Raw genomic sequence first — 25,138 nt, 5'->3', positions numbered from 1 at the left:
CACCCACCGTGAGGAGACCCAGTTCGGCGACTACCGCGTCTGATCCGGGACCGGCCCGCGGCGGCGCGGCGTCACACCACCCGCCACTCGCGCCGCGCCTCGCCGTCCCACCGCCGGATGCCCGCCGACACGCCCGTCAGCTCCCGGGTGCCCGCACGGGTCGCCGTGAGCGCCGAGCCGAGCCGGCCCGGCGGCACTCGACGGGCCAGGGTCACGTGCGGGGTCCACTCGCCGGGCCGGATGTGCGGGGGAACACCCGGACAGCCGTCGATCAGCTCGAACACCACCCGCTGCAGCTCGAGCAGTTCGGCCGTGGGCACCACCAGCCGCGCCACCGTCGCGGTACGCGAGCCGAACAGCACCATCCCCCCGAGCCGCACCGGCAACGGCTCGCCCGTGATCCGCTCCCGCATCGCCCCTTCCACCCCCGGCGGGATCGATGCGGCGACCGCGAGCGTGATGTGCGGGCGGTTCGACTCGGACCGGTTGCGGGCCTGACTGACCAGCCCCACGTCCAGCAAGCGCGCCCATTCCTCGCGGACGGCCTGATCCAGGCGGTCGTCGAGGAGCAGTTCCACCGACTGCACCATGGTAGGTAATGATTGCCCCATGACCGACGCCGTCGCAATCCCCGCCCCGCACCGCATCGGACTGCTCGAGGGAGACGGGATCGGTCACGAGATCGTCCCGGCCGCCCGGCGGGTGGTCGACGCCGCCGTCGCCGCCTCGCACGGCCCGCAGATCGACTGGGTGCCGCTGCCGCTCGGCGCCGATGCGATCGCCACCCACGGCACCCCCACCCCCGAGTCCACCCTCGACGCCCTCGCCGGCCTGGGCTCGTGGATCCTCGGACCGCACGACAGCGCGGCCTATCCCGACCCGTTCCGGGCCCAGCTCACGCCGGGCGGACAGATTCGCAAGCGGTTCGGCCTCTACGCCAACATCCGTCCCGCCCGCGCCCTGCCCGGCGTCCGCGCCGTGTCACCGCACATGGACCTCGTCATCGTGCGGGAGAACACCGAAGGGCTCTACGCCGACCGCAACATGGCCGTCGGCAGCGGCGAATTCATGCCCACCCCCGACGTCGCGCTCGCCGTCGGCGTCGTCACCCGGGCCGCCTCCGAACGCATCGCCCACACCGCCTTCCGGCTCGCCGCCCGTCGTCGCCACCGCCTCACCATCGTGCACAAGGCCAACGTGCTGTCCCTGACCACCGGCCTGTTCCGGGACGTGTGCCGAGAGGTCGGCGCCCGGTATCCGTCGGTCACGGTGGACGACGAGCACGTCGACGCCATGGCCGCCCACCTCGTCCGCCACGGCGGCGACTACGACGTCGTCGTGACCGAGAACATGTTCGGCGACATCCTCTCCGACCTCGCGGGCGAGCTGTCCGGCTCGCTCGGCACCGCGGCGTCGATCAACGCTTCCGACACCCAGGCCATGGCGCAGGCCGCCCACGGGGCGGCCCCCGACATCGCCGGCCGCAACCGCGCCAATCCCACGGCCCTCATCCTGTCCGCCGCGATGCTCCTCGACCGGCTCGGCACCGTCCACGACCTGCCCGAGTTCGTCGCCGCCGCCCGCCGGATCGAGCACGCCGTCGAGGCGACCGTCGAGGCCGGCGTGGCCACCGCCGATCTCGGGGGACTCGCCTCCACCGCGGAATTCACCGAGACCGTCGTCGCCCGCACGCTGCGTCGCTGAGCTCGCAGCTCGAGTCGTCGCCGAGCTCGCAGCTCGAGTCGTCGCTGAGCTCGCAGCTCGAGTCGTCGCTGAGCTCGCGGCTCGAGTCGTGGCCGAGTTCGCAGCTGTTGACCTCGAGTCGGCTCGAGGTTCTAGCGTGGCCGCCATGACCACCGAGATCCTGCGCATCGACAAGTTCGCCGTTCCCGCGGCCGCACGGGAGACCTTCCTCGCCGCGGTCCACGAGACCCACCGCGACCTGCGCACCCAGCCCGGCTTCCGCGGCGACGACGTCGTCGAACTGTGCTCCGGGCCGAGCGAATACAACATCGTCACCGTGGTGCGCTGGGCGGATCCCACGGCGCTGCACGAGGCCCGGACGGTCCTGCAGGAACGCCACGCCCGCCGGGGGTTCGACCCGGCCGCGTTCCGCCTCGAGCTCGGTGTCGTCGCGGACGTCGGCAACTACGTACCGGTCGACCCCGGTACCCGGTAGGCAGGTACGACCGGCGCCGCCGGGTCTGTTCGGAGCGGATTCCGCAATACGGGCCCGCCGATGGATACTGTGCGGTTGTGGACGAACCAGCATCTCCCGGACCGACCGGCCGTCGACGCCTCGTGGCGGGCCTGCTCGGTGCGCTGCTGACGGCCGCGGTCCTGTCCGGCTGCGTCGTCAACACCGAGTCGACCGTGCCGCCCGGTGACCGGGTCGGCGCCGATCGGGTCGATGCGGTCGCCGACCAGCTCCCGGCGACCGTCGCGGCGACCGGCGAACTGAAGGTGGGCGTCAACGTGCCCTACGCCCCGAACGAGTTCAAGGACGACGACGGCCGTATCGTCGGTTTCGCGGTCGAACTCGTCGAGGCCCTCGGCGACGTTCTCGGCGTGCGCCCGGTGTTCAACGAATCCGACTTCGACCGCATCATCCCCGCCGTCCAGGCGGGCACGTTCGACATGGGCTCGTCGTCGTTCACCGACACGAAGGAACGCGAGCAGTCCGTCGACTTCGTCACCTACTACAGCGCCGGGGTGCAGTGGGCGCAGCGCGTCGGTGACGACGTCGACCCCGACAACGCGTGCGGGCTGCGCGTCGCGGTGCAGACCACCACCTACGAGGACATCGACGAGGTGCCCGCCAAGAGCGAAGCCTGCGTCGCTGCGGGCAGACCCCCGATCGACAAGGTCAAGTACGACAGCCAGGACGAGGCCACCAACGCCCTCATCCTCGGCCGCGTCGACGCGCTCTCGGCCGACTCGCCGATCACTGCGTACGCGATCGCCCGCAGCGACGGCCGGCTCGAAACCGCCGGACCCGTGTTCGACGCCGCTCCCTACGGTTTCGTCGTCGCGAAGGGCTCGCCTCTCGGACCGGTTCTGCAACAGGCGATGCAGCACCTCATCGACTCCGGCGTCTACGCGCAGATCGCGCAGCGGTGGGGCATGGAAGAAGGAACCATCGACACCGCGCAGATCAACGCGGCGACGAGCTGACCGAAAGGGGTGCGATGAGCGACCGTCCGACCTCCCTCACCGGACCGGAACCGCAGACCGAACCGGAAACCATCGAGGCCGTGCCGCTGCGACGGCCGGGCCGTTGGATCGCCGGCATCGTCGTCGCCGTGCTGCTGGCGCTGTTCCTCTACGGCGCCGCCACCAACGAGGCCTACCGCTGGGACGTGTACGCGCAGTATCTGTTCGACCGGCGCATCACCGAGGCGGCCTGGAAGACCGTGCAGCTGACCGTGCTGGCGATGCTGCTCGCCGTCCTGCTCGGCGTGCTCCTCGCGGTCATGCGCCTGTCCCCGAACCCGGTGCTCAAGACCGTCTCGTGGGTGTACCTGTGGATCTTTCGCGGCACCCCCGTCTACGTGCAGTTGGTGTTCTGGGGCCTGTTCCCCTCGATCTACAAACAACTCGACCTCGGCATCCCGTTCGTGCACCAGTTCGTGCACATCGACCTGCAGGGCATCAACGCCGCCTTCCTGTTCGCCGTGATCGGACTCGGCCTCAACGAGGCCGCCTACATGGCCGAGATCGTGCGCGCCGGGATCGGCTCGGTCCCCGAGGGCCAGACGGAAGCCTCGGTGGCGCTCGGCATGTCGTGGTCGCAGACCATCCGCCGGACGATCCTGCCGCAGGCGATGCGGGTGATCATCCCGCCGACGGGCAACGAACTCATCAGCATGCTCAAGACCACCTCCCTGGTCGCGGCGGTGCCGTACAGCCTCGAGCTCTACGGCCGTGCCCGCGACATCTCCGGCGCCAACTTCCAGCCCATTCCGCTGCTGCTCGTCGCCGCCACCTGGTACCTGGCCATCACCAGCCTGCTCATGGTGGGCCAGTACTTCCTCGAACGGCACTACTCGAAGGGCCTGAGCCGCCAGCTCACGACGCGGCAGTTGCAGGCCCTCGCCGACGCGCAGGGCAAGCCCGTGCCCGTCGAGCCCGGCGCCGCGCAGGCACCCGACATCCCCGGAGGAGAACGTCGATGACGCCCATGGTCCAGGCCGACCGGGTCTACAAGAGCTACGGCGCCCTGCGGGTGCTCAACGGCATGTCCCTCGAGGTGCCCGACGGCACCGTCGCCTGCCTGATCGGACCCTCCGGATCCGGCAAGTCCACCTTCCTGCGCTGCATCAACCACCTCGAGAACATCGACGCCGGCCGCCTGCACGTCGACGGCCACTTCGTCGGCTACGCCGAACGCGGGGGCAAGCTCTACGAGCTGAGCCCGCGCGCGGCGGCCAAGCAGCGCCGCGAGATCGGCATGGTCTTCCAGCACTTCAACCTGTTCCCGCACCGCACGGCCCTCGAGAACGTCGTCGAGGCGCCCGTGCTGGTGAAGAAGATGCGTCGCCCCGACGCCGTCGCACTGGCCCGGGACCTGCTCGACAAGGTCGGGCTCGCGGCCAAAGCCGACGCCTACCCGGCTCAGCTCTCCGGCGGCCAGCAGCAACGCGTGGCCATCGCCCGCGCCCTGGCCATGGAACCGAAGCTCATGCTCTTCGACGAGCCCACCTCCGCCCTGGACCCCGAGCTCGTCGGCGAGGTGCTGGCGGTCATGCGGGACCTCGCCGCCGGCGGGATGACGATGATGGTGGTCACCCACGAGATGGGCTTCGCCCGCGAGGTCGCCGACCAACTGGTGTTCATGGACGGCGGCGTGGTCGTCGAAGCCGGCCCGCCGCAGGAGTTGCTGCGCAATCCGCAGCACGAACGGACGAAGTCGTTCCTGTCGAAGCTGCTCTAGCGTCCGGGCCCGCTCAGCGGCCGCCGTCGGGTTCTCCGCAGTGCGCGGCGATCACGGCGCGCGCCGCACGCCCGAGCGCCACAGCGGCGTCCCAGCTGTCCCCGGACGGCAGGATCGGCTCGCCGACGACCAGGTGGACCGCCCCGCGGTGGATGATCCGGCCGTGCTCGGGCCACATCATCGCGCGGGTGCCGGTGATCGCGACCGGGACCACCGGAAGACCCGCCCGCGCCGCGATCACGAACGCGCCCAGGCGGAAGGACCGCAGCCCGGGGACCTCCGAGAGTGCGCCCTCGGGGAAGACCACCAGGCGCCCCCCGGTGCGGGCCACCTCGACCAGCCGGTCCGCGTCGGCCACGCTCTGTTCGCGTTCGGTGCGCTCGACGAACCGCGTCCCGAGCCGCCGCAGAAGGAACCCGATGAACGGTTTGCGCTCGAAGACCTCACCGGCGACGAACGTGTAGCTGCCCGGCAGGACCGCCGACATCGCGATGGCGTCCAGGAAGCTGGCGTGGTTGGCGACCACCACACAGTCCGGCAACCGCTCGAGATGCTCGGTGCCGTCCGCGGTCACCGGGGTGCGAGTCAGGCGCGCGAGGGCCCGTGCGGCCCGGCCCGCGGCCGCGCGGCGCGCCGAAAGGCGAGGCAGCACCGCCACGGCGACCAGGGTCGGCAGGCCGACCACGACGACCGTCGACCAGCACCACAGGGCGAACGCCCCGGTCCGGACCAGGTGTGCCGCGCGCCGCAGGCTCGGGACCGCGCCGCGGACGGCGAACCGGGTCAGTTGCCACCACACCGGCCGGGGACGGGCCCGCATGTCGCCCTGTTCGTAGCGTTCCCGGGTGGCCGACCGGCGGATCTTTCCGCTCGAGGTCTTGCGCACCGTTCCGGGCGGGGCGAGCACGATGTCGTCCGGCGGGGTCCCGAGCAGGTCCACCGCGGCCCCGACGATGCGTTCCCGGAGCCGGTCGAGGACGGCCGCTTCGGTCTCGCGTGTCTCGGCCAGAACGACCAGGCGCTCGGTGCCGCCCGTCTGCGCGGTGGTCGCGAACACCGCCACGCAGCCCTTCCGGATGCCGGGGATCTCGCCCACCGCCCGCTCGAGTTCCTCCGGGTGCAGGTTGCGGCCCGCCCGGATGACGAGGTCCTTGACGCGACCGGTGACGTAGAGTTCGCCGCCGTCGAGATAGCCGAGATCGCCGGTGTCGAGCCACCCGTGCCGCGACAGTGCCCGGGTCGCCTGCGGATTGCGGTAGTACCCGGCGGTGGCCGAGGGGCCGCGGAACTCGATCCGGCCCTCGCGCCGGTCGCCCAGCACGTTCGAAGCCGAGTCGACCACCCGGATCCGGTGCCCCGGGAGCGGGTGGCCGCAGGCGACGAACCGCAACGGGTTCGGATCCTCGTCGCCGGCGGGCACCGCGCGGCCCGTCCGCAGGAAACGCTCGCGGTCGACTCGGTCGATCACCGGGCCCCGCCCGACGGGCGGGAAGGTCAGTCCGACGCATGCCTCCGCCAGCCCGTAGACCGGGGCCACGGCCTCACGGCGGAGCCCGTAGGCGGCGAAGCGCTCGCAGAACCGGAGCACCGTCTCCGCATTCACGGCTTCGGCACCGTCGAACAGCATGCGCAGCGAGCCGAGATCGAGCCCGGCGACATCGGCGTCGGCGATTCTGCGCAGGCACAACTCGTAGGCGAAGTTCGGCGCCGCCGACAGGGTCCCGTGCTGGGTGTGGATCGCCCACAACCACCGCTCCGGCCGGCCGAGGAATTCCAGCGGCGACATCACCGCCACCGGCACCGCGAAGTACAGGCCCGACAACCACGCGCCGATCAACCCCATGTCGTGGTAGAGGGGCAGCCAGCTGACGAACACGTCGGAGGGGGAGACCTCGGCGGCCGTGCCCATCGCCCGGATGTCGGCGAGCAGATTCGCATGGGTGAGGGTCACGCCCTTGGGATCACCCGTGCTGCCGGAGGTGTACTGCAGCAGTGCGATGTCGCCGGCGGCGCGGGCGGCGCCGGCGGCCTCCCCGTACCCGGCCAGTTCACCCGGGGTCACGACGTGGCGCACCGTCTGCACCTGGCCGGCCGTCAACCGGGCCAGGCCCGCGGCCTCCGGGTCGGTGACCAGCACACGGACCCGGGCATTGTCGAGGATGCGCACCTGGCGACGGAGGTGGTCGGCGAGCTGGGACGGACGTGCCGGCGGGTAGACCGGGACGGGGACACCGCCGGCCAGGAGCACGCCGGTGAACGTCGTGAAGTAGTCCCGGCCCGTGGGCAGCATCAGACCGACCGCGTCCCCGGGGCGCAGATCGCGGGCGAGCAGTGCGGCGGACACGGTGCCGGCCGCCGAGTACAGCTCGCCGTAGCCGATCTCGCTCCGGTGTCCCTCGGTGAGGATGCGCAGGTGGACACGATCCGGATGGGTGCGGGCGTGCCAGGAGAGCGCCTCGGTGAGGGTGGCGGTCGCCTCCGGGGTCCGTTCGGCGGGTGCCGGCGCGGCCCGCCGCGCGGGCACCGGACCGCGGCGCTCCCGCGCGGGTGCGCGGTGTACCGCCTGCAGGAGCTGACGCGGGGTGCTCACGGTGCCGAGCGCCTCGCGGGGCAGGCGCACCGCGAAGGCCTCTTCGACACGGGAGAACAGTTCGGTGACCGCGAGACTGTCGAGGCCGAGATCACGATCGAAGACGCTGTCGAGGCGCGTGCCGGCGGCGCGGTCGATCGTGTACCGCTCGGCCACCAGATCGCGGACCACCGACAGCAGCAGGGCATCGTCCTGCCCCGAGATCGTAGGCTCGCTCACTGTCGTCTCGCCGCCTGTGGGAGGGACCGGTCGTCCTGCTGCCCAACATAGGCGCGAGTGCGGGCGACGAGAAGGGCCGAAGGCCCCCGGCCGGCCGGTTCACCCCGGTCCGGTGCCCGTTCGGTGCCGGCGGACCCGGAGAAGCCGGAACGGCTCGGCGAGCAGGAGCACGGCGGCCGCGAGATAGAACGCCACCGCGAGCTGCGGCAGGAACGCCGCCAGCACGGTCGAGGCGGCCATGAGTACCGCCGCCGACCACCGCTCGCGGGCCAGCGTCGGCAGTTCGGCGCGGCCCGCCTCGTCGGTCAGGTCGGCGGCGCGCACGGCGTAGACGACCAGCACGTTGCTCATCAGGATCGCCAGGGTCAGGTTCACGCCGAACGCCACCGTCGCCGGTCGTCGCGCCGCGTCGGCCAGGTGGGTCGCCATCAGGCTGGTGGTGAACGGCAGGAAGGAGACGAACAGCAGCAGCAACAGGTTCAGGCGCAGGAAGACCGCGTCGGCCGCCCGCAGCACGCGGGTGAGGTTGATGTGCTCGACCCACACCCCACCGATGAAGGCGAAGCTGACCAGGTATCCCAGAAACGAAGGCCATTCGGCACGCAGGTCCTCGAGCAGCCGGGTTGCCGATTCGGGTACGTCGAGTTCGAGGACGAGCAAGGTGATGACGATCGCGAACACTCCGTCGGAGAACGCGTCGAGCCGCGTGGTGGGCAGCAACCGGCCGCCGCGTCGCGGGGTGTCGTGGCGCGGGCGCGGCGCGCCGGAATCGTCCTCGGCGGGCGTCACCCCACGACCATGACACAGGCGGGTTCGGCGCAGTGGACGATCGGGGGGCGCCGGTGTTCGCGGTCGGATCAGCCCGGCTTGCGGCTGCAGAAGATGGCGGTGCCGGGAAACAGTTCCCCCCGCAGCGGGCTCCACTGGCCCCACTCGCGGTCGAGCCCCTCCGGCCATTCGGGTTCGACGATGTCGCGGATCTCGAGGCCGGCCGCGACGAGTTCGCGCACCCGGTCCCCGATGGTGCGGTGATGCTCGACGTAGGTGGGAACCCCGGTCGCGTCGACCTCCACGTACGGGGTGCGATCGAAGTACGGCAGCATCGCGGTCAGCCCCCGCTCACCCGGATCGTCCGGGAAGATCCAGCGGATCGGATGGTTGACCGCGAACACCCAGACCCCGCCCGGGCGCAGCACCCGCGCGACCTCCCGCATGACCCGTGCCGAGTCGGCGACGAACGGCACCGCCCCGAACGCCGAGCACACGATGTCGAAGCTCTCGTCCGCGAAGGGCAGATCCTCCGCACCGGCCTGCACGAGCGGCACCCGCGGTCCGCCGCGGTCCATCGCGGCCTGCCCGCGCGCGAGCATCCCCATCGAGATGTCCAGCCCCACCGCCCGGGCGCCCCGGCCGGCGAGCCAGCGGGCGCACGGCGCCGAACCGCAACCCACCTCGAGGACGTCCCTGCCGGACACGTCGCCGAGCAGGTGCACATCGTCCTCGTGCAGTCCCTCCGGGCACCACACGAACTCGCCGTCCGCCGAGTCCACACCGAGGAACTCGCCGTGGGTGCGGTGGTAGTCCGCGGCGTCGGCGTCCCACCAGGTGCGGCTCGCACGTTCGCTGTCCCTCGTGCCGAGGCGGGCCCGACCTGCGCGGGTCGTTCCCAGGACGGACTGGGCGTGGGCGTGACGGTCGTCGGACATGTCGTTCAGGGTAGAGCCGCCGGACGGGCGACACCGGCCCGGGTTTGCCCAGCTAGCACCGGGACGCGTAGCCTGAGGGTCGCGAGTGTCCGCCCGTGGCCCGACAGGATCCGGCGCGGTCGCCCGCGGCGGGGTGTGCGCGGCGTTCGCGCGGCGCGCGGTCCGCTCGTCCGACCGAACTTCATCAACCGACTACCAACCCGTCCGGAGCAACTCAACACATGCCCTCCACCACCGTCACCTCGCCGCAGGTAGCCGTCAACGACATCGGCTCCGCCGAGGATTTCCTCGCCGCCATCGACGCCACGATCAAGTACTTCAACGATGGCGACATCGTGGAAGGCACCATCGTCAAGGTTGATCGCGACGAGGTGCTGCTCGACATCGGTTACAAGACCGAAGGCGTCATTCCGTCCCGTGAGCTCTCCATCAAGCACGACGTCGACCCCAACGAGGTCGTCTCCGTCGGCGACGAGGTCGAGGCCCTGGTTCTCACCAAGGAGGACAAGGAAGGCCGCCTGATCCTGTCGAAGAAGCGTGCGCAGTACGAGCGCGCGTGGGGCACGATCGAGGAGCTCAAGGAGAAGGACGAGGCCGTCAAGGGCACCGTCATCGAGGTCGTCAAGGGCGGCCTGATCCTCGACATCGGCCTGCGTGGCTTCCTGCCCGCCTCGCTCGTCGAGATGCGTCGCGTCCGCGATCTGCAGCCGTACGTCGGCAAGGAGATCGAGGCCAAGATCATCGAGCTCGACAAGAACCGCAACAATGTGGTCCTGTCGCGTCGCGCCTGGCTCGAGCAGACCCAGTCCGAGGTCCGCAGCGAGTTCCTGCACCAGCTCCAGAAGGGCCAGGTCCGCAAGGGCGTCGTGTCCTCCATCGTCAACTTCGGCGCGTTCGTCGATCTGGGCGGGGTGGACGGCCTGGTGCACGTCTCCGAGCTGTCCTGGAAGCACATCGACCACCCGTCCGAGGTTGTCGAGGTCGGCAACGAGGTCACCGTCGAGGTTCTCGACGTCGATCTGGACCGGGAGCGGGTGTCGCTCTCGCTCAAGGCCACCCAGGAAGACCCGTGGCGTCAGTTCGCCCGGACCCACGCGATCGGCCAGATCGTCCCCGGCAAGGTCACCAAGCTGGTTCCGTTCGGCGCGTTCGTGCGTGTCGAGGAGGGCATCGAGGGCCTGGTGCACATCTCCGAGCTGGCCGAGCGCCACGTGGAGGTTCCGGACCAGGTCGTGGCCGTCGGCGACGACGCGATGGTCAAGGTCATCGACATCGACCTCGAGCGTCGCCGCATCTCGCTGTCGCTGAAGCAGGCGAACGAGGACTACAACGCCGAGTTCGACCCGTCGAAGTACGGCATGGCCGACAGCTACGACGAGCAGGGCAACTACATCTTCCCCGAGGGCTTCGACCCCGAGACCAACGAGTGGCTCGAGGGCTTCGAGAAGCAGCGCGAGGAGTGGGAGTCCCGCTACGCGGAGGCCGAGCGTCGCCACAAGATGCACACCGCTCAGATCGAGAAGATGGCTGCGGACGAGGCCGCCGAGGCCGCCGCGGGTGTCTCCGGCAGCAACTACTCGTCCGAGACGGGTGCGGAGACCGGCGTCGCCGAGTCGACCGGCGGTTCGCTGGCCAGCGACGCGCAGCTCGCCGCGCTGCGCGAGAAGCTGTCCGGCAACGCCTGACACGTTCGATCGAGGGGCCCCGCACCGATCCGGTGCGGGGCCCCTCGCGTGTGCCGCCCGGAATGGGCGGACGGAAGGGCGGCGGGCACCGGTGCCGGACACCACTGTGGCCCCGCTCCACGAGGAGCGGGGCCACAGTGGTGTGCGTCGCGCCGACCGGGGCCGGAACTGGTCAGCTCACCGCCGGGGTGGTGGCCCACTGGGCCGGCAGCTCGGCGGCGCGTTTGCGTATCGCCGCCTGGCTGTGGCGGGCGTTGCTGAGCAGCATGGTGAACCAGTTTCGCCGGTGTTCGGCGAGCGCGGCGGCCACCTCGGGGATGAGGATGCAGTGAACACCGTTCTCCATGCCGAGACGATGCCGACCGGGCAGCTGAGGGGAGGATCGCATGCGGTGCCTTCTCGAGTGGGGCGGGTAACGACGGTGGTCGGACGCTCGGTCCGACGATATCCGACGCGCCGATGATACTGGGGCAGGTGAGACCGGTGCGATCGGCGTGTTGCCGCCGAAACCGCAGGTCGCGACCTCTCTGTGACCCTGCTGTGACTGCAGTGTGACGACCGGCCGGTGTCCCGCCGCCGGGCCGGTGATGCGACACTGGTCGGCGTGCTGAGACTCGGACTGACCGGAGGTATCGGGGCGGGCAAATCCACCGTCTCCCACGAACTCGTCGCGCTGGGGGCGGTGCTCGTCGACGCGGACACCATCGCCCGCGAAGTCGTCGCGCCGGGCACCGAGGGCCTGGCCGAACTCGCTGCGGCGTTCGGCGAGGACATCCTGCTGCCGGACGGATCCCTGAACCGGCCCGCCTTGGCCGCCAAGGCCTTTGCCAGCGACGAGGCACGGGCGGTGCTCAACGCGATCACCCACCCCCGGGTAGGGGCACGCACCGCCGAGCTGGTCGCCGCCGCCCCGGCCGACGCCGTCGTCGTGCAGGACATCCCGTTGCTCGTCGAGGGAGGCATGGCGCCCGCGTTCCACCTCGTCGCCGTGGTGCACACCGACGCCGACGAGCGGCTGCGCCGTCTGGTCGAACTACGCGCGATGCCCGAGGACGATGCGCGTGCCCGCATCGCCGCCCAGGCCACCGACGAACAGCGCCGTGCCGCAGCGGATGTCTGGTTGGACAACAACGGCGAGCGCGACGTCCTCGCCGCGGCCGTGCGCAGGCTGTGGACCGAGCGGCTCGTGCCGTTCGAGGCGAACCTGCGCGGCCGCGTCCCCGTGCGGCCGGCGCCGGTGCTCGTCGATCCGAACCCGGACTGGCACCGGCAGGCGCAACGGCTGATCGCCCGGCTCGCGCTCGCCGCCGGGGGCCGCGCGCTGCGGATCGACCACATCGGTTCGACTGCCGTGCCCGGTCTGGCCGCCGTCGACGTCCTCGACCTGCAGATCACCGTGCCGGACCTCGCCGCGGCGGAGGCGCTCGACGACGCCCTGGCCGGGGCCGGCTTTCCCCGCATCGCCCACGTCGACCACGACGAGCCACAGCCGTCGTACGGTGCCGGCGGCGAAACCGATCCGGCGGTGTGGGGCATGCGACTGCACGGCAGTGCCGACCCGGGCCGGCCCGCGTACGTGCACCTGCGGGTGCAGGGCTGGCCGGGCCAGCAGTTCGCGCTGCTGCTGCGGGACTGGCTGCGCGCGGACTCCGACGCGGCCACCGAGTACGCCGAGATCAAGCGGGCCGCGGCCCGCGACGCGGCGGCCCGCCACGACCCCGCCGAGGCTGCTGCGGTCTACGCCGAGGAGAAGGCGCCCTGGTTCGACGGCGCCTCCACGCGTGCCCGGGAATGGGCCGAGCAGACCGGATGGTCGGCCTGACGCGCGGGCCGGGGACGGCTGAGCGGCGGCTCAGCGCCAGCTGATCGGCATGGCCAGCGCGGCCAGCCACGCGTCGAGGTCGTGGCCGTGCGTGGCGATGCCGTCGACCGCCCGCAACGCTCGTTGCACCGCGCGCTCGGCGGTCCCGGGATCGAGCAGACCCGCCGCCGCGGCGGCGAGCAACTCGTCGACGTCCTCGACGGCGGTGTCGCGTCCGGTGCGCACCACGAGGTCGAGGTAGTGATCACGCGAATGCCACACGTCCCCTTCGCGCCAGAACTCGCCGATGTCGACGTACCGGTCCTGGTCGCGCTCGAAGCCGGGCCGGAAGTGGAAGATCGAGGCACGTAGGCCCAGCTCCGGCAGCAGCCACGACTCGAGATACCCGAACTGCGGGTGGTCGGCGGGCCGTGCCATGTACAGACCCCACTGCTCGACGCGATACACCTCCACCTTCCGCACGAAGCCCTTCGGGTCGACGTTGGTATGCGCGGCCACGTCGAAGGTCTCGACCTTGACGTGGTGGAGCTTCGCCTCGGACATGACCTGAACGTTACTGTGGTCCGACCCGGCGAACCCGACGGTGCCGGACCTACCGGCCCGTCGGCCCGGCCGGCGTCGGCCCGGCCGGCACCGCCGTCGTCGTCTCGTGCCCGTTGTCCTGCACGAGCGCGGAGGCCGGCAGCCGCCACAGCGCGCCGGCCTGGACGTAGTCGCCGGCGGACCCCGCGAAGTTCACCACCGTGACGACGAAGACGGTGAGAACGACGTCGACGGGCACGGTGAACAGCAGGGCCACCAGGACCGCGCCCCACAGCGCCACGGGAGCGAGCGTGACGGTCACGGCCGCGTTCCGCGTGAGCCAGGCGTCGCTGCCCGTCGTCAGGAAGGGGAACCGCACCGCGTACGTCGGACGCACACCGGAGAGGATCCGGGAGACCAGGCCGTGGGTCAGTTCGTGCACCGCCAGGTAGCCGAGACACGCCACGACGGTGACGACGACCGTCGGCGCCGTGCCCCAGCCGCTCCGCAGCGGCAGGTCCAGGAGTACCGCCGCGCCGAAGAGGACGGCGACGGTGAGAACGAGGACGGTCCGCACGGCCGCGACCGCCCGCGTGTCGTTCTTCAGGTCCAGCCGGGTGTGGACCCGGTAGTCCGGTGGCGGCGCCACCGCGGGCTTCGGATCGTTGCGAGCGTTCACGGGTACCCCCTGGAGGTCGCGGTCTCCCGGACGGACTGTCCGACGAGAGCCGGCGGTGGACGGCGGGCCGGTCCGACCGATCATGCCCGGCGGACGACTCCGTGTCCCGGCGGACGACTCCGTGTCCCGGCGGCCACGCACCGGGTCCCCGCCGCCGATCGGCATTGTCGGTGCCGCCGCCTACCCTGGTTCCCATGGCGTTCGCAAGCGAGCATCCCGTTGTCGCCCACTCCGAGTTCCGCCCGGTGGGGGAGATCGAACGAACCGAGGGCCGGTTCGAGGTGGTCAGCGACCACCAACCCGCCGGGGACCAGCCGGCCGCGATCGACGAACTCACGCGCCGCCTGCAGGCGGGGGAGAAGGACGTGGTGCTGCTCGGCGCCACCGGCACCGGCAAGTCGGCCACCACCGCGTGGCTGATCGAGCGGGTGCAGCGCCCCACCCTGGTGATGGCCCCGAACAAGACCCTCGCCGCCCAGCTCGCCAATGAGCTACGGGAGATGTTGCCGCACAACGCCGTCGAGTACTTCGTCTCGTACTACGACTACTACCAGCCCGAGGCGTACATCGCGCAGACCGACACCTACATCGAGAAGGACTCCTCGATCAACGACGACGTGGAACGGCTGCGGCACTCGGCGACCTCGGCGCTGCTCTCCCGCCGTGACGTCGTGGTGGTCGCGTCGGTGTCGTGCATCTACGGCCTGGGCACGCCGCAGTCGTACCTGGACCGCTCGATCGCACTCGAGGTCGGGGTGGAGGTGCCCCGGGACGCCCTGCTGCGCCTGCTGGTGGACGTGCAGTACACCCGCAACGACATGGCGTTCACCCGCGGCTCGTTCCGAGTCAAGGGCGACACCGTCGACATCATCCCCGCCTACGAGGAGCTCGCCGTGCGCATCGAGTTCTTCGGCGACGAGATCGATGCCCTCTACTACCTGCATCCCCTGACGGGGGACGTGGTGCGCAAGGTGGACTCGCTGCGGATCTTCCCGGCCACCCACTACGTCGCGGGACCGGAACGGATGGAACGGGCCGTGACGGGCATCGAGGCCGAACTCGAGGACCGGCTCGCCGACCTCGAGAACCGCGGCAAACTGCTCGAGGCGCAGCGCTTGCGCATGCGCACCCAGTACGACCTGGAGATGATCCGGCAGGTCGGGTTCTGCTCCGGCATCGAGAACTACTCGAGGCATATCGACGGCCGGCCGGCCGGTTCCGCGCCGGCGACCTTGATCGACTACTTCCCGGAGGACTTCCTGCTGGTCATCGACGAGTCCCACGTCACCGTCCCGCAGATCGGCGCCATGTACGAAGGGGACATGTCGCGCAAGCGCAACCTGGTCGAGTTCGGGTTCCGGCTACCTTCGGCCGTCGACAACCGCCCGTTGACCTGGGAGGAGTTCGCCGCACGCATCGGCCAGACCGTGTACCTCTCGGCCACCCCCGGTCCCTACGAACTCGGGCAGGCCGGCGGTGAATTCGTCGAACAGGTCATCCGCCCGACCGGGCTGGTGGACCCGAAGGTCGTGGTCAAGCCCACCAAGGGCCAGATCGACGACCTGGTGCACGAGATCCGCGAACGCGCCGAGCGAGACGAGCGGGTGCTCGTGACCACCCTGACCAAGAAGATGTCCGAGGATCTCACCGACTACCTGCTCGAGCTCGGCATCAGGGTGCGCTACCTGCACTCGGACATCGACACCCTCCGGCGGGTCGAGCTGCTCCGGCAGCTGCGGCTCGGCGAGTACGACGTCCTCGTCGGTATCAACCTCCTCCGCGAGGGCCTCGACCTGCCGGAGGTCTCGCTCGTGGCGATACTCGACGCCGACAAGGAAGGGTTCCTGCGGTCGACGACCAGCCTCATCCAGACCATCGGCCGCGCGGCGCGCAACGTCTCCGGCGAGGTCCACATGTACGCCGACAAGGTCACCGACTCGATGGCGCGCGCCATCGAGGAGACCGAGCGTCGCCGCGAGAAGCAGATCGCCTACAACCTCGAGCACGGCATCGACCCGCAGCCGCTGCGCAAGAAGATCGCCGACATCCTCGACCAGGTCTACGAGGAGGCCGACGACACCGTGGAGGTCGGCGGCTCGGGCCGCAACGCCTCCCGCGGCCGCCGCGCGCCGGGGGAATCCGGTCGGGCCGTGAGCGCCGGCGTCTACGAGGGCCGCGACGTGAAGTCCATGCCCCGCGCCGAACTGGCCGACCTGGTGCAGGAACTGACCGACCAGATGATGAACGCCGCCCGCGAGCTGCAGTTCGAGCTGGCCGGAAGGTTGCGCGACGAGATCGCCGACCTGAAGAAGGAACTGCGCGGGATGGATGCCGCGGGTCTCGCGTAGCGTCTGCGGCATGGACCCACAGTCTGCCGGCCGCACCGCCCGTGCCCTCGAACTGATCCACTCCGTCGGGTACTTCGCCCCCGAGGTCGACGCCGCCCTCGGCGACACCGGCCTCGAAGGCGGCCGGATGCGGTACTTCGCGGCGCGTTCCGCCGCGCTCGGCGCCGTCGGCGCCGGCGTCGTGACCGCCACCTTCTACAACTTCAGTCCCCGCCTGGTCGCGTCCGCGATCCCGCGCGCCTGGCAGCTGGCCACTCCCGACGCCGTCGTCGCCGCCCGGTTGCGCGGCATCGACGAGGCACTGGCCCGGATCCTCGGTGCCGAGGTGCTCGACTCCCCGGAGATGCACGAGGCGGCGGAACTCGCGGCGAGCGCCGCCCGGGCGGTCCCCGGGCCGGAGGGCCGGCCGCTGTACGCCGGGCATGCCGACCTGCCGTGGCCGGACGCCCCGCACCTGGTTCTGTGGCACGCGCTGACCCTGCTGCGCGAGTACCGCGGTGACGGGCACGTCGCCGCCTTGCAGACCGCCGGACTCACCGGCATCGAAGCCCTCGTCACCCACACCGCCGCAGGCATCGGGTTCAGCGAGGACTTCGCCCGCGCGCGCCGCGGTTGGAGCGCGGAGGAGTGGACTGCCGCGGCGACGGCGCTGCGTGCCCGCGGACTGCTCGACCGCGCCGGTGAGCTCACCGACGAGGGTTTCGAGGTCCGCGAACTCGTCGAGGACCTGACCGACGACCTCGCGGCGGCGCCGTGGGCGGCGCTGGGCGAGAGCAAGGCCGATCGGCTGATCGAGCTCGCGCTGCCCTGGCGGGACGCCCTCGTGGAGTCCGGCGTGTTCCCCGCGCAGATGTTCGGCCCGCGTTACGGTGACGCACGGTAACGTCAACGGCGGTCAGTGGCGTCGAGCGCACGCCGGCAGGTCTGTGGGATCCACCCCAAAGGCTGCCGGACCCGTCCGATCGGCCGTTACTGTCTACGCAGCAGTCGGAGGGGGGACGCATCGACGGTCGCCCGCCGGCCAGACCCGACCAACTTCATGGAGGATTGCATGAGCGCCTACCGGACCGTAGTCGTCGGCACCGACGGTTCCGAGTCGTCGTACCGGGCCGTCGAGAAGGCGGCAGCTCTCGCCGGTGACGCCGAGGCCCGCCTCGTCATCGCGTGCGCCTACTACCCGGTGGATCCGAAGGACAGCGCCCGCGCCGCCGACGTGCTCGGGGACGACGCCTACCAGGTGACCGGATCGGCGCCCACGTACGACATCCTGCGCACCGCCCGGGAGAAGGCACACGCGGCCGGCGCCCAGAACGTTCTGGAACGGGCCGTCGTCGGGGCGCCCGTCGACTCGCTCCTCGAACTGGTCGCGGAAGTGGAAGCGGACCTGCTCGTGGTGGGCAACCGGGGCCTGAACACCCTCACCGGCCGGTTGCTCGGGTCCGTCCCGTCCGACCTCGCCCGCAAGTCCACCTCGGACGTGCTCATCGTGCACACCGTGCGCTGACCCCCGGGTCAGCAGTACGTCTCGCGGGCGGCACCCACGTAGAACCGGGCGGCATCGTCGCCCTGCAACGACGCCCGCGAGACGGACGCCGCGAAGGCCGCGACCGGCCGGACCGAACCGAGGACCTGGTCTTCCGGCAGTCCGGCAGCCAGCTGTGCACACGTCCCGCGGACGAGCGCCACGAGCGTCTCGTCGGGCACGCCGGCGGCCAGCCCCACCTCGGCCAGGGCCTGTTTGAACCGCAGGGCCGGCCCGTCCAGCGCCGCTGCCTCGACCGGAGCGGCCGCCATCGGGACCGTCACCGGGACGGAGGGCCCGGAGTCGTCGGACGCCGAGGTCCCCGCGCATCCCACCGCCGCGGCGAGGAGCCCGGACCCTGCCAGGAGCCGTGTCCAGTGCCTCCGTGTCCAGTGCCTCCGTGTCCGATCCCTCCGTGTCCGATCCCTTCGAGGCCACGCCTTCCTCACCGCCCCGCCTCCCGTTCCGACCGGCCGCACGTTCGCCCGCAACATACCGCCTGCCGGGACGGGGCGGACGTCGACACGGCACATCGACGACCCCTCACGACCGGGCCGGCGTCGCCAGTGCCGTCAGCGACTCGGGCAGCTCCCCGGTGTGCAGCACTCCGAGCCGCTGGGTGGCGCGGGTGAGCGCCACGTACAGGTCGTTGAGCCCGCGAGGCGACTCCGCCACGATGGCGGCCGGCTCCACCAGCAGCACCGAGTCGAACTCCAGGCCCTTGACCTCCCTCACCGTGGACACCCGCACCGAATCCGACCGCAGGTGATCCCATTGCGCCGCCAGCTCGTGCGGCGCGATCACCGCGGTCAGACCCGGCCCGTCGTCGTCCGCGAGGGCGCTGCACACGGCCTCGAGCAGGTCGTCCTCGACGACGTGCCGGGCCCACGGCGCGAATCCCGACTCGCGCACCGAGCGGGGCGGCACCTGATGCGGGTCGATCTCGGCGAGCACCGCGTGGGCGATCTCCATGATCTCCGCGGGCGTGCGGTAGTTGACGGTCAGCTCGGCCTTCTTCCACCGATTGGCCACGTACGGCTCGAGGATCCGCTGCCAGGACGAGCACCCGGCCGGATCCCCCGTCTGGGCGGTGTCCCCGACCAGGGTCATCCAGCGGTTCGGAATGCGCCGCATCAGCATCCGCCAGGCCATCGCGGACAACTCCTGCGCCTCGTCGACGATCACGTGCCCGTACGTCCAGGTGCGGTCCCCGGCGGCGCGCTCGGCCGTGGTCTCGTGGCTCGACCGGCCCTGCCGCTGCGCGAGCTGGTCGGCGTCGATCAGGTCGTACGCCATCAGGATCTCCGGGTCCAGGTCGTCCTCGAGATCCTGCGGCGCCGACCCGGTCAGGATGTCCAGGGCGCCCTGCGCGTCGGCGATCTGCCTGCGCCACTGCCGCGCGGCCCGCTCGCGTTCGGCGGCATCGTCGACTCCGAGCAGTTCGGCGAGTTCGTCGAGCAGGGGTGCGTCCGCGGCGCTGAACACGCGCGTCGCGGTCGGGCGCAGCAGCAGCTCGCGCTGGTTCTCGTCGAGTTCCGGTGCCGCCGACGCGAGCCGTTCCCGCGAGGCGAACAGCTCGGCGAGCACCTGTTGCGGGCTCAGCTGCGGCCACAGCGAGTCGATCGCCGCCACGATGTCCCGGTCCGACCGCATCTCGGTACGGATGTCGTCGATGTCCTCGCGGCTCAACAGATTCGCCCCGCCGACCGGATCGGCACCGATGATCGACGCGAGCTGGTCGGCGAGGGCGTCCACCACCGCGGCGACGAAGATCGGACGGGCCAGGTTGTGCGGCCGCCGCGACGACCGGGCCCGTCCGCGGGCCCGGGTGACCGTCTTCCGGTCGAGCGTCAGCCGGTAGGTGTCGAAGACGAGGGGGATCGGCGTCGCCGGAACCTCCTGACGATCCCGCACCGCCTTCTTCAGCACCTCGACCATGTCGAGGGAGCCCTTGACGGTGCCCGCCTCGAGCGAGTCCTCCACGGTCGCACGCACCCCGGGGTACAGGTCACCGATCGTGGACAGCAGCACGCCGGTCTCACCGAGGGAGGGCAGCACCTGCCCGATGTAGTCCAGAAATGTCGAGTTCGGGCCGACGATGAGCACACCGCTCTTCGCGAGCTGCCGACGGTAGGTGTACAGCAGAAACGCCGCCCGGTGCAGGGCGACGGCGGTCTTCCCGGTGCCGGGACCCCCTGCACGACGAGCACGCTCTTGTGCTCGGACCGGATGATCGCATCCTGCTCGGCCTGGATCGTCGCGACGATGTCCTGCATCTGCCCGGTGCGCGCGGCGTTCAGCGCGGCCAGCAGTGCCGACTCGCCGGCGACACCGCCCGCCGAGACGGTCGCGTCGTGCGCCTGGGCCGCGTCGAGATCGAGGTACTCGTCGTTGAGGGCGGTGATCGCCCGGCGGCGTGACCGGATGTGCCGGCGCCGTGTCACTCCCTCCGGCGCCGCCGGCGTCGCCAGGTAGAACGGCCGCGCCAACGGCGCCCGCCAGTCCAGCAGCAGCGGCTCGTAGTCGTTCGTCTCGTCGAGGATGCCGAGGCGGCCGACGTACCGCACCTCCGTCGCGTCGCCGTCCTCGTCGTCGCGGACGTCGATGCGGCCGAAGCACAGTCCGTGCTCGGCCGCGTCGTACTTCGCGATGTCCTCGGTGTACAGCTGCGTGAAGGACTCCCGCTCACTGCGGGCCTGGGGGGTGCCGCCAGTGTCGAGCAGGACACGGCTCAGGCGGGTCTGCGCGTAGGCCCGCATGGAGTCGAGGTGGCCGTACAGCATCGACAGGTAGACCTGCTCACGCTCATGGTCGGGGTGGGACAGGCCATCGGCCGGCAAGGGGTCTCCTCGGGGTCGGACGGGGCGACGGGTGCGCCGCGACGAAGTGCCCAAGAAGTCTAGTGCCGGTCCCGCACCCGCGCAGAATCACCGGGTGCGGGACCGAACCGTGCGGTCAGCGCTGCAGCTGCAGGCGGGCGCGGGTGAGGGCCTCTTCGGCGCGGTGCCGGGCCTGCTGGGCCCGCAGCAGGGACCGTTCCTCCGCCGTCAGCGCCCGCTCCCGGGCGACCTTGGCCAGCTCGGGGCCGCGTTCACGGGCCGTGCCCCACAGCAGCGCGCTGCGTTCGCGAGCGACCTCGGCGAGTTCGGGGCCGCGTTCCTTGGCGACGTCGAGCAGGCCGGTGCCGCGTTCGCGGGCGACCTCGGCGAGTTCGGGGCCGCGTTCCTTGGCGACGTCGAGCAGGCCGGTGCCGCGTTCGCGGGCGACCTCGGCGAGTTCCGGGCCGCGCTCGCGGGCGACGTCGAGCAGGTGCGTGCCGCGTTCGCGGGCCACCTCGGCGAGTTCCGGGCCGCGCTCGCGGGCGACGTCGAGCAGGTGGCTTCCGCGTTCGCGGGCGGTGCCGGCCCTCTCCGACGCCTCCTCCGACAGGGTCCGCACCCGTTCGGCCACCTTGTGCAGGCTCTCGGTCACCGCCTCGCCCGCGGCGTCGTCCTGATGGGGCAGGACGCCGGCGACGGCCTCCTGGGCGCGTCGTGCGGCCCGCCGTCCGCGCCACCCCAGCGACGGCTTGCCCTCGGTGTCCACCGCGGTGATGATCAGTCCGCCGAGCAGGCTCACGTTCTTGAGGAACTGGGTGCGCTGGATGGCGCGGGCCTCCGCGTCCTCGACGTTCCAGAAGTCGTGGCCCGCCACCGTCGTCGGGACGAGCGTGGTGGCCAGTGCGAGCGCCGCCAGCCGCGGGGCCTTGCCCACCGCGAGCAGCGCACCCGCCCCGATCTGCACGGCGGCGTTGATCCGCACGAGCGTCTCGGGATCGTTCGTGATCTTCTCGCTCACCGTGTCCGGGAGCTTCCCCGTCACCGTGTCGGGCAGCATGCCCACCGCCCGGTCGAGTCCCGGCTGCGCGGCCGCCGCCTTGGTGGACGAGTCTCTCAGCGCGTCGATGCCTCCGGCGACGAAGACCGACGCAAGCATGGGGCGGGCGATTCTGCGGACAATCATGTGCTTCCTCCCGTGATCGGTGGCGGTTCCACCTTCGCACGCATACCCCGCCGCCCGGCGGGATATGCGCGTCCGGCCGGGATCACGCCCGCCGGCTCGGGTGTGCGCCGCAGGTGGCACGATGTCGGTGTGCACGGTGGGGGCGAGGAGACGAGGAGCGGCGACGTCGGTGTGGCCGGGGTGCGGGTAAAGCGGACCCCGACCTCGCTCGGGGTCGCGGCCACGCTACCGGTTCCGGTCGCGGCGCTGTTCGAGGTGATCCGGAATCCGTTGCGGCACAGTGAGATCGATGGTTCGGGGACGTTGATCGTCCCCGCGGGGCAGCCCCGGATCACCGCCGTCGGGCAGCACTTCGTCGCGCAGGTGCACTTTCCCGGGGGCACGGCGTATCCGGTGGTCAATCACGTGGTGGCGTTCGAACCCGGCAGGTTGCTCGCCTGGCTGCCCGCCAACCCGGACACCCCGCCGCTCGGCATCCGATGGGAATGGACCTTCGCCGAGGCGGCCGGGGGGACCGCCGTGCGACAGACCTGCGACTGGTCCGCGGTGACCGACACCGCGTACCTGCGCCGGGTGCGGCTCCCGCGGGTCTCGGCCGAGCAGATGTCCGCGAGCCTCGCCCGACTCGAGCGCGCCGCGCGTTCCTGACCTGCTCCGCATGCCCGGTGCTCGCGCCCCCGGTGCGGCGGTGCCCCGACGTGTCGCATGTCACGCGCGCCCCGGTATTGCTGATTGCTAAACTGCGCAAGTACACGCACCGCTCGTCTTGCGGTGGCTCGGACGACGGGAACGGTGATGGTCGCGCAGGCACGTCAGCCCCTCTACCGGATGAAGGCGGACTTCTTCAAGACGCTCGGGCATCCGGCCCGCATCCGGGTCCTCGAGTTGCTCAGCGAGCGCGACCACGCGGTCTCCGAGATGCTGCCCGAGGTGGGGATCGAACCCGCGAACCTGTCCCAGCAGCTGGCGATCCTCCGGCGTGCGGGGCTGGTCACTGCGCGCCGGGAAGGGCTGTCGGTGACCTACGCCCTGACGTCGCCGCGGGTCGCGGAACTGCTGGGCGTCGCCCGCGCCATCCTCACCGGTGTGGTCGCCGGACAGGCAGAACTGCTCGAGGACGATGTTGCCGAACCGGCGGGGGTCCGGGCCCGCGGCTGAGCCGGCCGCTCACCCGGGGCGCCACGCGCGCATTGATTGCAGACTTTATTAAGTTCTTAGTTGTTGTTTGTGGTGGAGGCACGATGTCGATGTCGACGGAGCAGCACGATGCGGAGACCGGGCGCACCGGAGAAGCCACGACGGGAGCCGGCCCCGTCGTGGCTCGCGCCGCACGGTCGGTCGCCGCGCTGATGCCACGCTGGGGTGAGTGGAAACCGGCCCTGCGTTCGCCCCGCGCCGATCTGACCGCGGGGCTCGTCGTCGCCCTCGTCGCCCTGCCCCTCGCGCTCGGCTTCGGCATCAGCTCCGGACTGGGGGCCGCGGCGGGGCTCGCGACCGCCGTCGTCGCGGGTGCGGTCGCCGCCGTGTTCGGCGGCTCCCGCTTCCAGGTGTCGGGCCCGACCGGCGCGATGACCGTCGTCCTGGTGCCGATCTTCCACGAGCACGGCGCCTCCGGCGTCCTCGCGGTGGGACTCGTCGCCGGCGTCGTTCTCGTGGTTCTCGCCTTCGCCGGCATCGGCCGGGCGGTGCGCTTCATGCCCGCCCCGGTGATCGAGGGCTTCACCGCCGGGATCGCCGTCGTCATCGCCCTGCAGCAGGTCCCGGCCGCGCTCGGCATCGCCCACGCCGAGGGGGAGAAGGTGTGGCAGAGCGCGTTCGACGCCGTCCGACAGTTCGCCGACCGGCCGTCCCTCCTGCCCGCAGCCGTGGCGGTGCTCGTCGCGACGGCCATCCTGATCGGGGGCCGGTACCTGCCGAAGCTGCCGTTCTCGCTCGTCGCGGTGGTGCTGGCCACCGTCGTCGCACAGCTGTTCCATCTGGACGTCACGCGGATCGGGGCCATCCCGTCCGGCTTCGGTGCCCCCAGCCTCGGATTCCTCGACCTCGGCGAGCTGACGTCGCTCCTCGCGCCGGCGCTCGCGGTGGCCGCGCTCGCGGCCCTCGAATCCCTGCTGTCCGCGACCGCCGCGGATTCGATGAGCGTCGGCACCCGGCACGACCCGGACCGAGAGCTGTTCGGGCAGGGCCTGGCCAACATCGCCGCCCCCCTGTTCGGCGGCGTTCCGGCCACGGGCGCGATCGCACGCACGGCCGTCAACGTCCGGTCGGGGGCGCGGTCCCGGCTGTCCGCCCTCACCCACGCCGTCATCCTCGCCGGCATCGTCTACCTCGCCTCGCCGCTCGTCGCGCAGATCCCGCTCGCCGCCCTCGCCGGGGTTCTGCTCGCCACCACCGTGCGCATGGTCGAAACCGCCTCGATCGTCGCGATCACGCGGGCCAGCCGCGCGGATGCGATCGTCATGACGGTGACGTTCCTGGTCACCGTCGCCCTCGACCTCGTGACGGCGGTGGCGATCGGTGTCGGGTTCGCTGCGGTTCTCGCGCTGCGGGCGGTCGCGAGGTCCGCCCGGATCGAGCAGGTTCCCCTCGACGAGGACGGGGATCACGCCGACGAGGAACACGAGTTGCTGCGCGAGCACATCGTCGCGTACCGGATCGACGGCGCCCTGTTCTTCGCCGCGGCCCACCGGTTCCTGCTCGAGCTCGCCGATGTCACGGACGTCAAGGTCGTGATCCTGCGCATGTCCCGCGTGACGGCCATCGACGCCACCGGTGCGATCGTCCTCAAGGACGCCATCACCAAGCTCGAGCACCGGCACATCACGGTGCTGATCTCCGGGGCCAGGCCCGAACATCTGCGGCCGTTGTCCGCCCTGGGGGTGTTCACCACCAAGGACAGCGAGGAGCGGCACGTCTTCGCGACCACACCCCGGGCCATCGCGTACGCCCGCATGCTGGTGCTGCCGGAACACCGGTACGCCCCGACCGTCGCCGGTGCCGAAGGGCCGAGGCCGGGACCGTTCGAGGCCACTCCGCGCGGGTAGAATCGGCCTCGTGACCGGCCCTCGCCGCAACCTGGTTCTCCTCACCCGGTAACACCAGGTGAGCGC

At 71.4% G+C, this 25,138-nt stretch carries 22 protein-coding genes and 1 pseudogene; 13 read left to right on the top strand and 10 right to left on the bottom strand.

The annotated features are described in order from the left end of the window. Window positions 1-71: 71 nt before the first annotated feature. Window positions 72-590, bottom strand: a complete 519-nt coding sequence (locus tag QNA09_RS12320; protein WP_010595316.1) for a 2'-5' RNA ligase family protein — start codon at window positions 588-590, stop codon at window positions 72-74. A gap of 19 nt (window positions 591-609) precedes the next feature. Here QNA09_RS12320 and QNA09_RS12315 point away from each other — a divergent pair, with 19 nt between their 5' ends. The 5 genes from QNA09_RS12315 to QNA09_RS12295 all read left to right on the top strand — a co-directional run bounded on the left by QNA09_RS12315 (window position 610) and on the right by QNA09_RS12295 (window position 4,933). Then, window positions 610-1,704, top strand: a complete 1,095-nt coding sequence (locus QNA09_RS12315) for an isocitrate/isopropylmalate dehydrogenase family protein (RefSeq protein ID WP_010595317.1) — start codon at window positions 610-612, stop codon at window positions 1,702-1,704. 145 nt (window positions 1,705-1,849) lie between these two features. Further along, complete coding sequence (locus QNA09_RS12310; RefSeq protein ID WP_040275116.1) at window positions 1,850-2,179, top strand: antibiotic biosynthesis monooxygenase; 330 nt, start codon at window positions 1,850-1,852, stop codon at window positions 2,177-2,179. A gap of 122 nt (window positions 2,180-2,301) precedes the next feature. Further along, window positions 2,302-3,174, top strand: a complete 873-nt coding sequence (locus tag QNA09_RS12305; RefSeq protein ID WP_374121874.1) for an ABC transporter substrate-binding protein — start codon at window positions 2,302-2,304, stop codon at window positions 3,172-3,174. A 14-nt stretch (window positions 3,175-3,188) separates the two neighbouring features. Further along, window positions 3,189-4,175, top strand: a complete 987-nt coding sequence (locus QNA09_RS12300) for an amino acid ABC transporter permease (RefSeq protein ID WP_010595320.1) — start codon at window positions 3,189-3,191, stop codon at window positions 4,173-4,175. Beyond that, window positions 4,172-4,933 (top strand): amino acid ABC transporter ATP-binding protein, encoded by a 762-nt coding sequence (locus QNA09_RS12295; protein ID WP_010595321.1) that lies wholly within the window; start codon window positions 4,172-4,174, stop codon window positions 4,931-4,933. The genes QNA09_RS12300 and QNA09_RS12295 overlap by 4 nt, the downstream gene beginning before the upstream one ends. A 13-nt stretch (window positions 4,934-4,946) precedes the next feature. Here QNA09_RS12295 and QNA09_RS12290 read toward each other — a convergent pair whose 3' ends face one another. The 3 genes from QNA09_RS12290 to QNA09_RS12280 form a co-directional block, all read right to left on the bottom strand. Further along, window positions 4,947-7,742, bottom strand: coding sequence for an AMP-binding protein (locus QNA09_RS12290; protein WP_010595322.1), 2,796 nt, complete (start codon window positions 7,740-7,742; stop codon window positions 4,947-4,949). Between the two features lie 99 nt (window positions 7,743-7,841). Beyond that, window positions 7,842-8,531, bottom strand: a complete 690-nt coding sequence (locus tag QNA09_RS12285) for a TMEM175 family protein (protein ID WP_017681324.1) — start codon at window positions 8,529-8,531, stop codon at window positions 7,842-7,844. A gap of 68 nt (window positions 8,532-8,599) precedes the next feature. Next, window positions 8,600-9,448: a class I SAM-dependent methyltransferase gene (locus QNA09_RS12280; protein ID WP_010595324.1), complete on the bottom strand. Its 849-nt coding sequence runs from the start codon at window positions 9,446-9,448 to the stop codon at window positions 8,600-8,602. Between the two features lie 221 nt (window positions 9,449-9,669). On the opposite strand from QNA09_RS12280, the gene rpsA reads away from it, so the two are divergent. Further along, on the top strand, window positions 9,670-11,133 hold the full coding sequence (gene rpsA / locus QNA09_RS12275; protein ID WP_010595325.1) for a 30S ribosomal protein S1: 1,464 nt from the start codon (window positions 9,670-9,672) through the stop codon (window positions 11,131-11,133). A gap of 172 nt (window positions 11,134-11,305) precedes the next feature. On the opposite strand, the gene QNA09_RS12270 is transcribed toward rpsA, so the two are convergent. Continuing rightward, window positions 11,306-11,521, bottom strand: a complete 216-nt coding sequence (locus tag QNA09_RS12270; RefSeq protein WP_010595326.1) for a hypothetical protein — start codon at window positions 11,519-11,521, stop codon at window positions 11,306-11,308. A 216-nt stretch (window positions 11,522-11,737) separates the two neighbouring features. On the opposite strand from QNA09_RS12270, the gene coaE reads away from it, so the two are divergent. Beyond that, window positions 11,738-12,955, top strand: coding sequence for a dephospho-CoA kinase (coaE, locus tag QNA09_RS12265; protein WP_026137901.1), 1,218 nt, complete (start codon window positions 11,738-11,740; stop codon window positions 12,953-12,955). Window positions 12,956-12,985: 30 nt separating this feature from the next. Here coaE and QNA09_RS12260 read toward each other — a convergent pair whose 3' ends face one another. Both QNA09_RS12260 and QNA09_RS12255 read right to left on the bottom strand, forming a co-directional pair. Further along, window positions 12,986-13,498, bottom strand: coding sequence for a DUF402 domain-containing protein (locus tag QNA09_RS12260; RefSeq protein WP_017681321.1), 513 nt, complete (start codon window positions 13,496-13,498; stop codon window positions 12,986-12,988). Between the two features lie 49 nt (window positions 13,499-13,547). Beyond that, complete coding sequence (locus QNA09_RS12255; protein ID WP_026137900.1) at window positions 13,548-14,156, bottom strand: DUF3267 domain-containing protein; 609 nt, start codon at window positions 14,154-14,156, stop codon at window positions 13,548-13,550. Between the two features lie 194 nt (window positions 14,157-14,350). Between QNA09_RS12255 and uvrB the strand changes: the two genes are divergently transcribed. The 3 genes from uvrB (at window position 14,351) to QNA09_RS12240 (ending at window position 18,008) form a co-directional block, all read left to right on the top strand. Then, complete coding sequence (uvrB, locus tag QNA09_RS12250) at window positions 14,351-16,504, top strand: excinuclease ABC subunit UvrB (protein ID WP_010595331.1); 2,154 nt, start codon at window positions 14,351-14,353, stop codon at window positions 16,502-16,504. 10 nt (window positions 16,505-16,514) lie between these two features. Beyond that, on the top strand, window positions 16,515-17,387 hold the full coding sequence (locus QNA09_RS12245) for a hypothetical protein (protein ID WP_029540105.1): 873 nt from the start codon (window positions 16,515-16,517) through the stop codon (window positions 17,385-17,387). A 168-nt stretch (window positions 17,388-17,555) separates the two neighbouring features. Then, window positions 17,556-18,008: a universal stress protein gene (locus QNA09_RS12240; RefSeq protein ID WP_010595333.1), complete on the top strand. Its 453-nt coding sequence runs from the start codon at window positions 17,556-17,558 to the stop codon at window positions 18,006-18,008. Window positions 18,009-18,016: 8 nt separating this feature from the next. Here QNA09_RS12240 and QNA09_RS12235 read toward each other — a convergent pair whose 3' ends face one another. From QNA09_RS12235 to QNA09_RS12225, 3 genes and pseudogenes are all read right to left on the bottom strand, one after another. Then, window positions 18,017-18,298 carry a DUF732 domain-containing protein gene (locus QNA09_RS12235; RefSeq protein ID WP_010595334.1) on the bottom strand — a complete coding sequence of 94 codons (282 nt, stop codon included), beginning with the start codon at window positions 18,296-18,298 and terminating at the stop codon, window positions 18,017-18,019. A 271-nt stretch (window positions 18,299-18,569) separates the two neighbouring features. Next, window positions 18,570-20,809: pseudogene (locus tag QNA09_RS12230) on the bottom strand (ATP-binding domain-containing protein). Window positions 20,810-20,981: 172 nt separating this feature from the next. Then, on the bottom strand, window positions 20,982-22,028 hold the full coding sequence (locus QNA09_RS12225) for a DoxX family protein (RefSeq protein WP_061064843.1): 1,047 nt from the start codon (window positions 22,026-22,028) through the stop codon (window positions 20,982-20,984). 129 nt (window positions 22,029-22,157) lie between these two features. Between QNA09_RS12225 and QNA09_RS12220 the strand changes: the two genes are divergently transcribed. From QNA09_RS12220 to QNA09_RS12210, 3 genes are all read left to right on the top strand, one after another. Then, a complete protein-coding gene (locus QNA09_RS12220) occupies window positions 22,158-22,676 on the top strand; it encodes a hypothetical protein (protein ID WP_017681315.1) in 519 nt (172 codons plus the stop codon). Window positions 22,677-22,823: 147 nt separating this feature from the next. Continuing rightward, window positions 22,824-23,186 carry a helix-turn-helix transcriptional regulator gene (locus QNA09_RS12215; RefSeq protein ID WP_010595340.1) on the top strand — a complete coding sequence of 121 codons (363 nt, stop codon included), beginning with the start codon at window positions 22,824-22,826 and terminating at the stop codon, window positions 23,184-23,186. Window positions 23,187-23,269: 83 nt separating this feature from the next. Next, window positions 23,270-25,072 carry a SulP family inorganic anion transporter gene (locus tag QNA09_RS12210; RefSeq protein WP_308072452.1) on the top strand — a complete coding sequence of 601 codons (1,803 nt, stop codon included), beginning with the start codon at window positions 23,270-23,272 and terminating at the stop codon, window positions 25,070-25,072. Window positions 25,073-25,138 lie beyond the last annotated feature (66 nt).

The sequence above is a fragment of the Rhodococcus sp. AH-ZY2 genome, from assembly GCF_030916465.1.
GTDB classification, from domain to species: domain Bacteria; phylum Actinomycetota; class Actinomycetes; order Mycobacteriales; family Mycobacteriaceae; genus Rhodococcus; species Rhodococcus ruber.
This window is presented reverse-complemented; position numbering and strand designations above follow the sequence as displayed.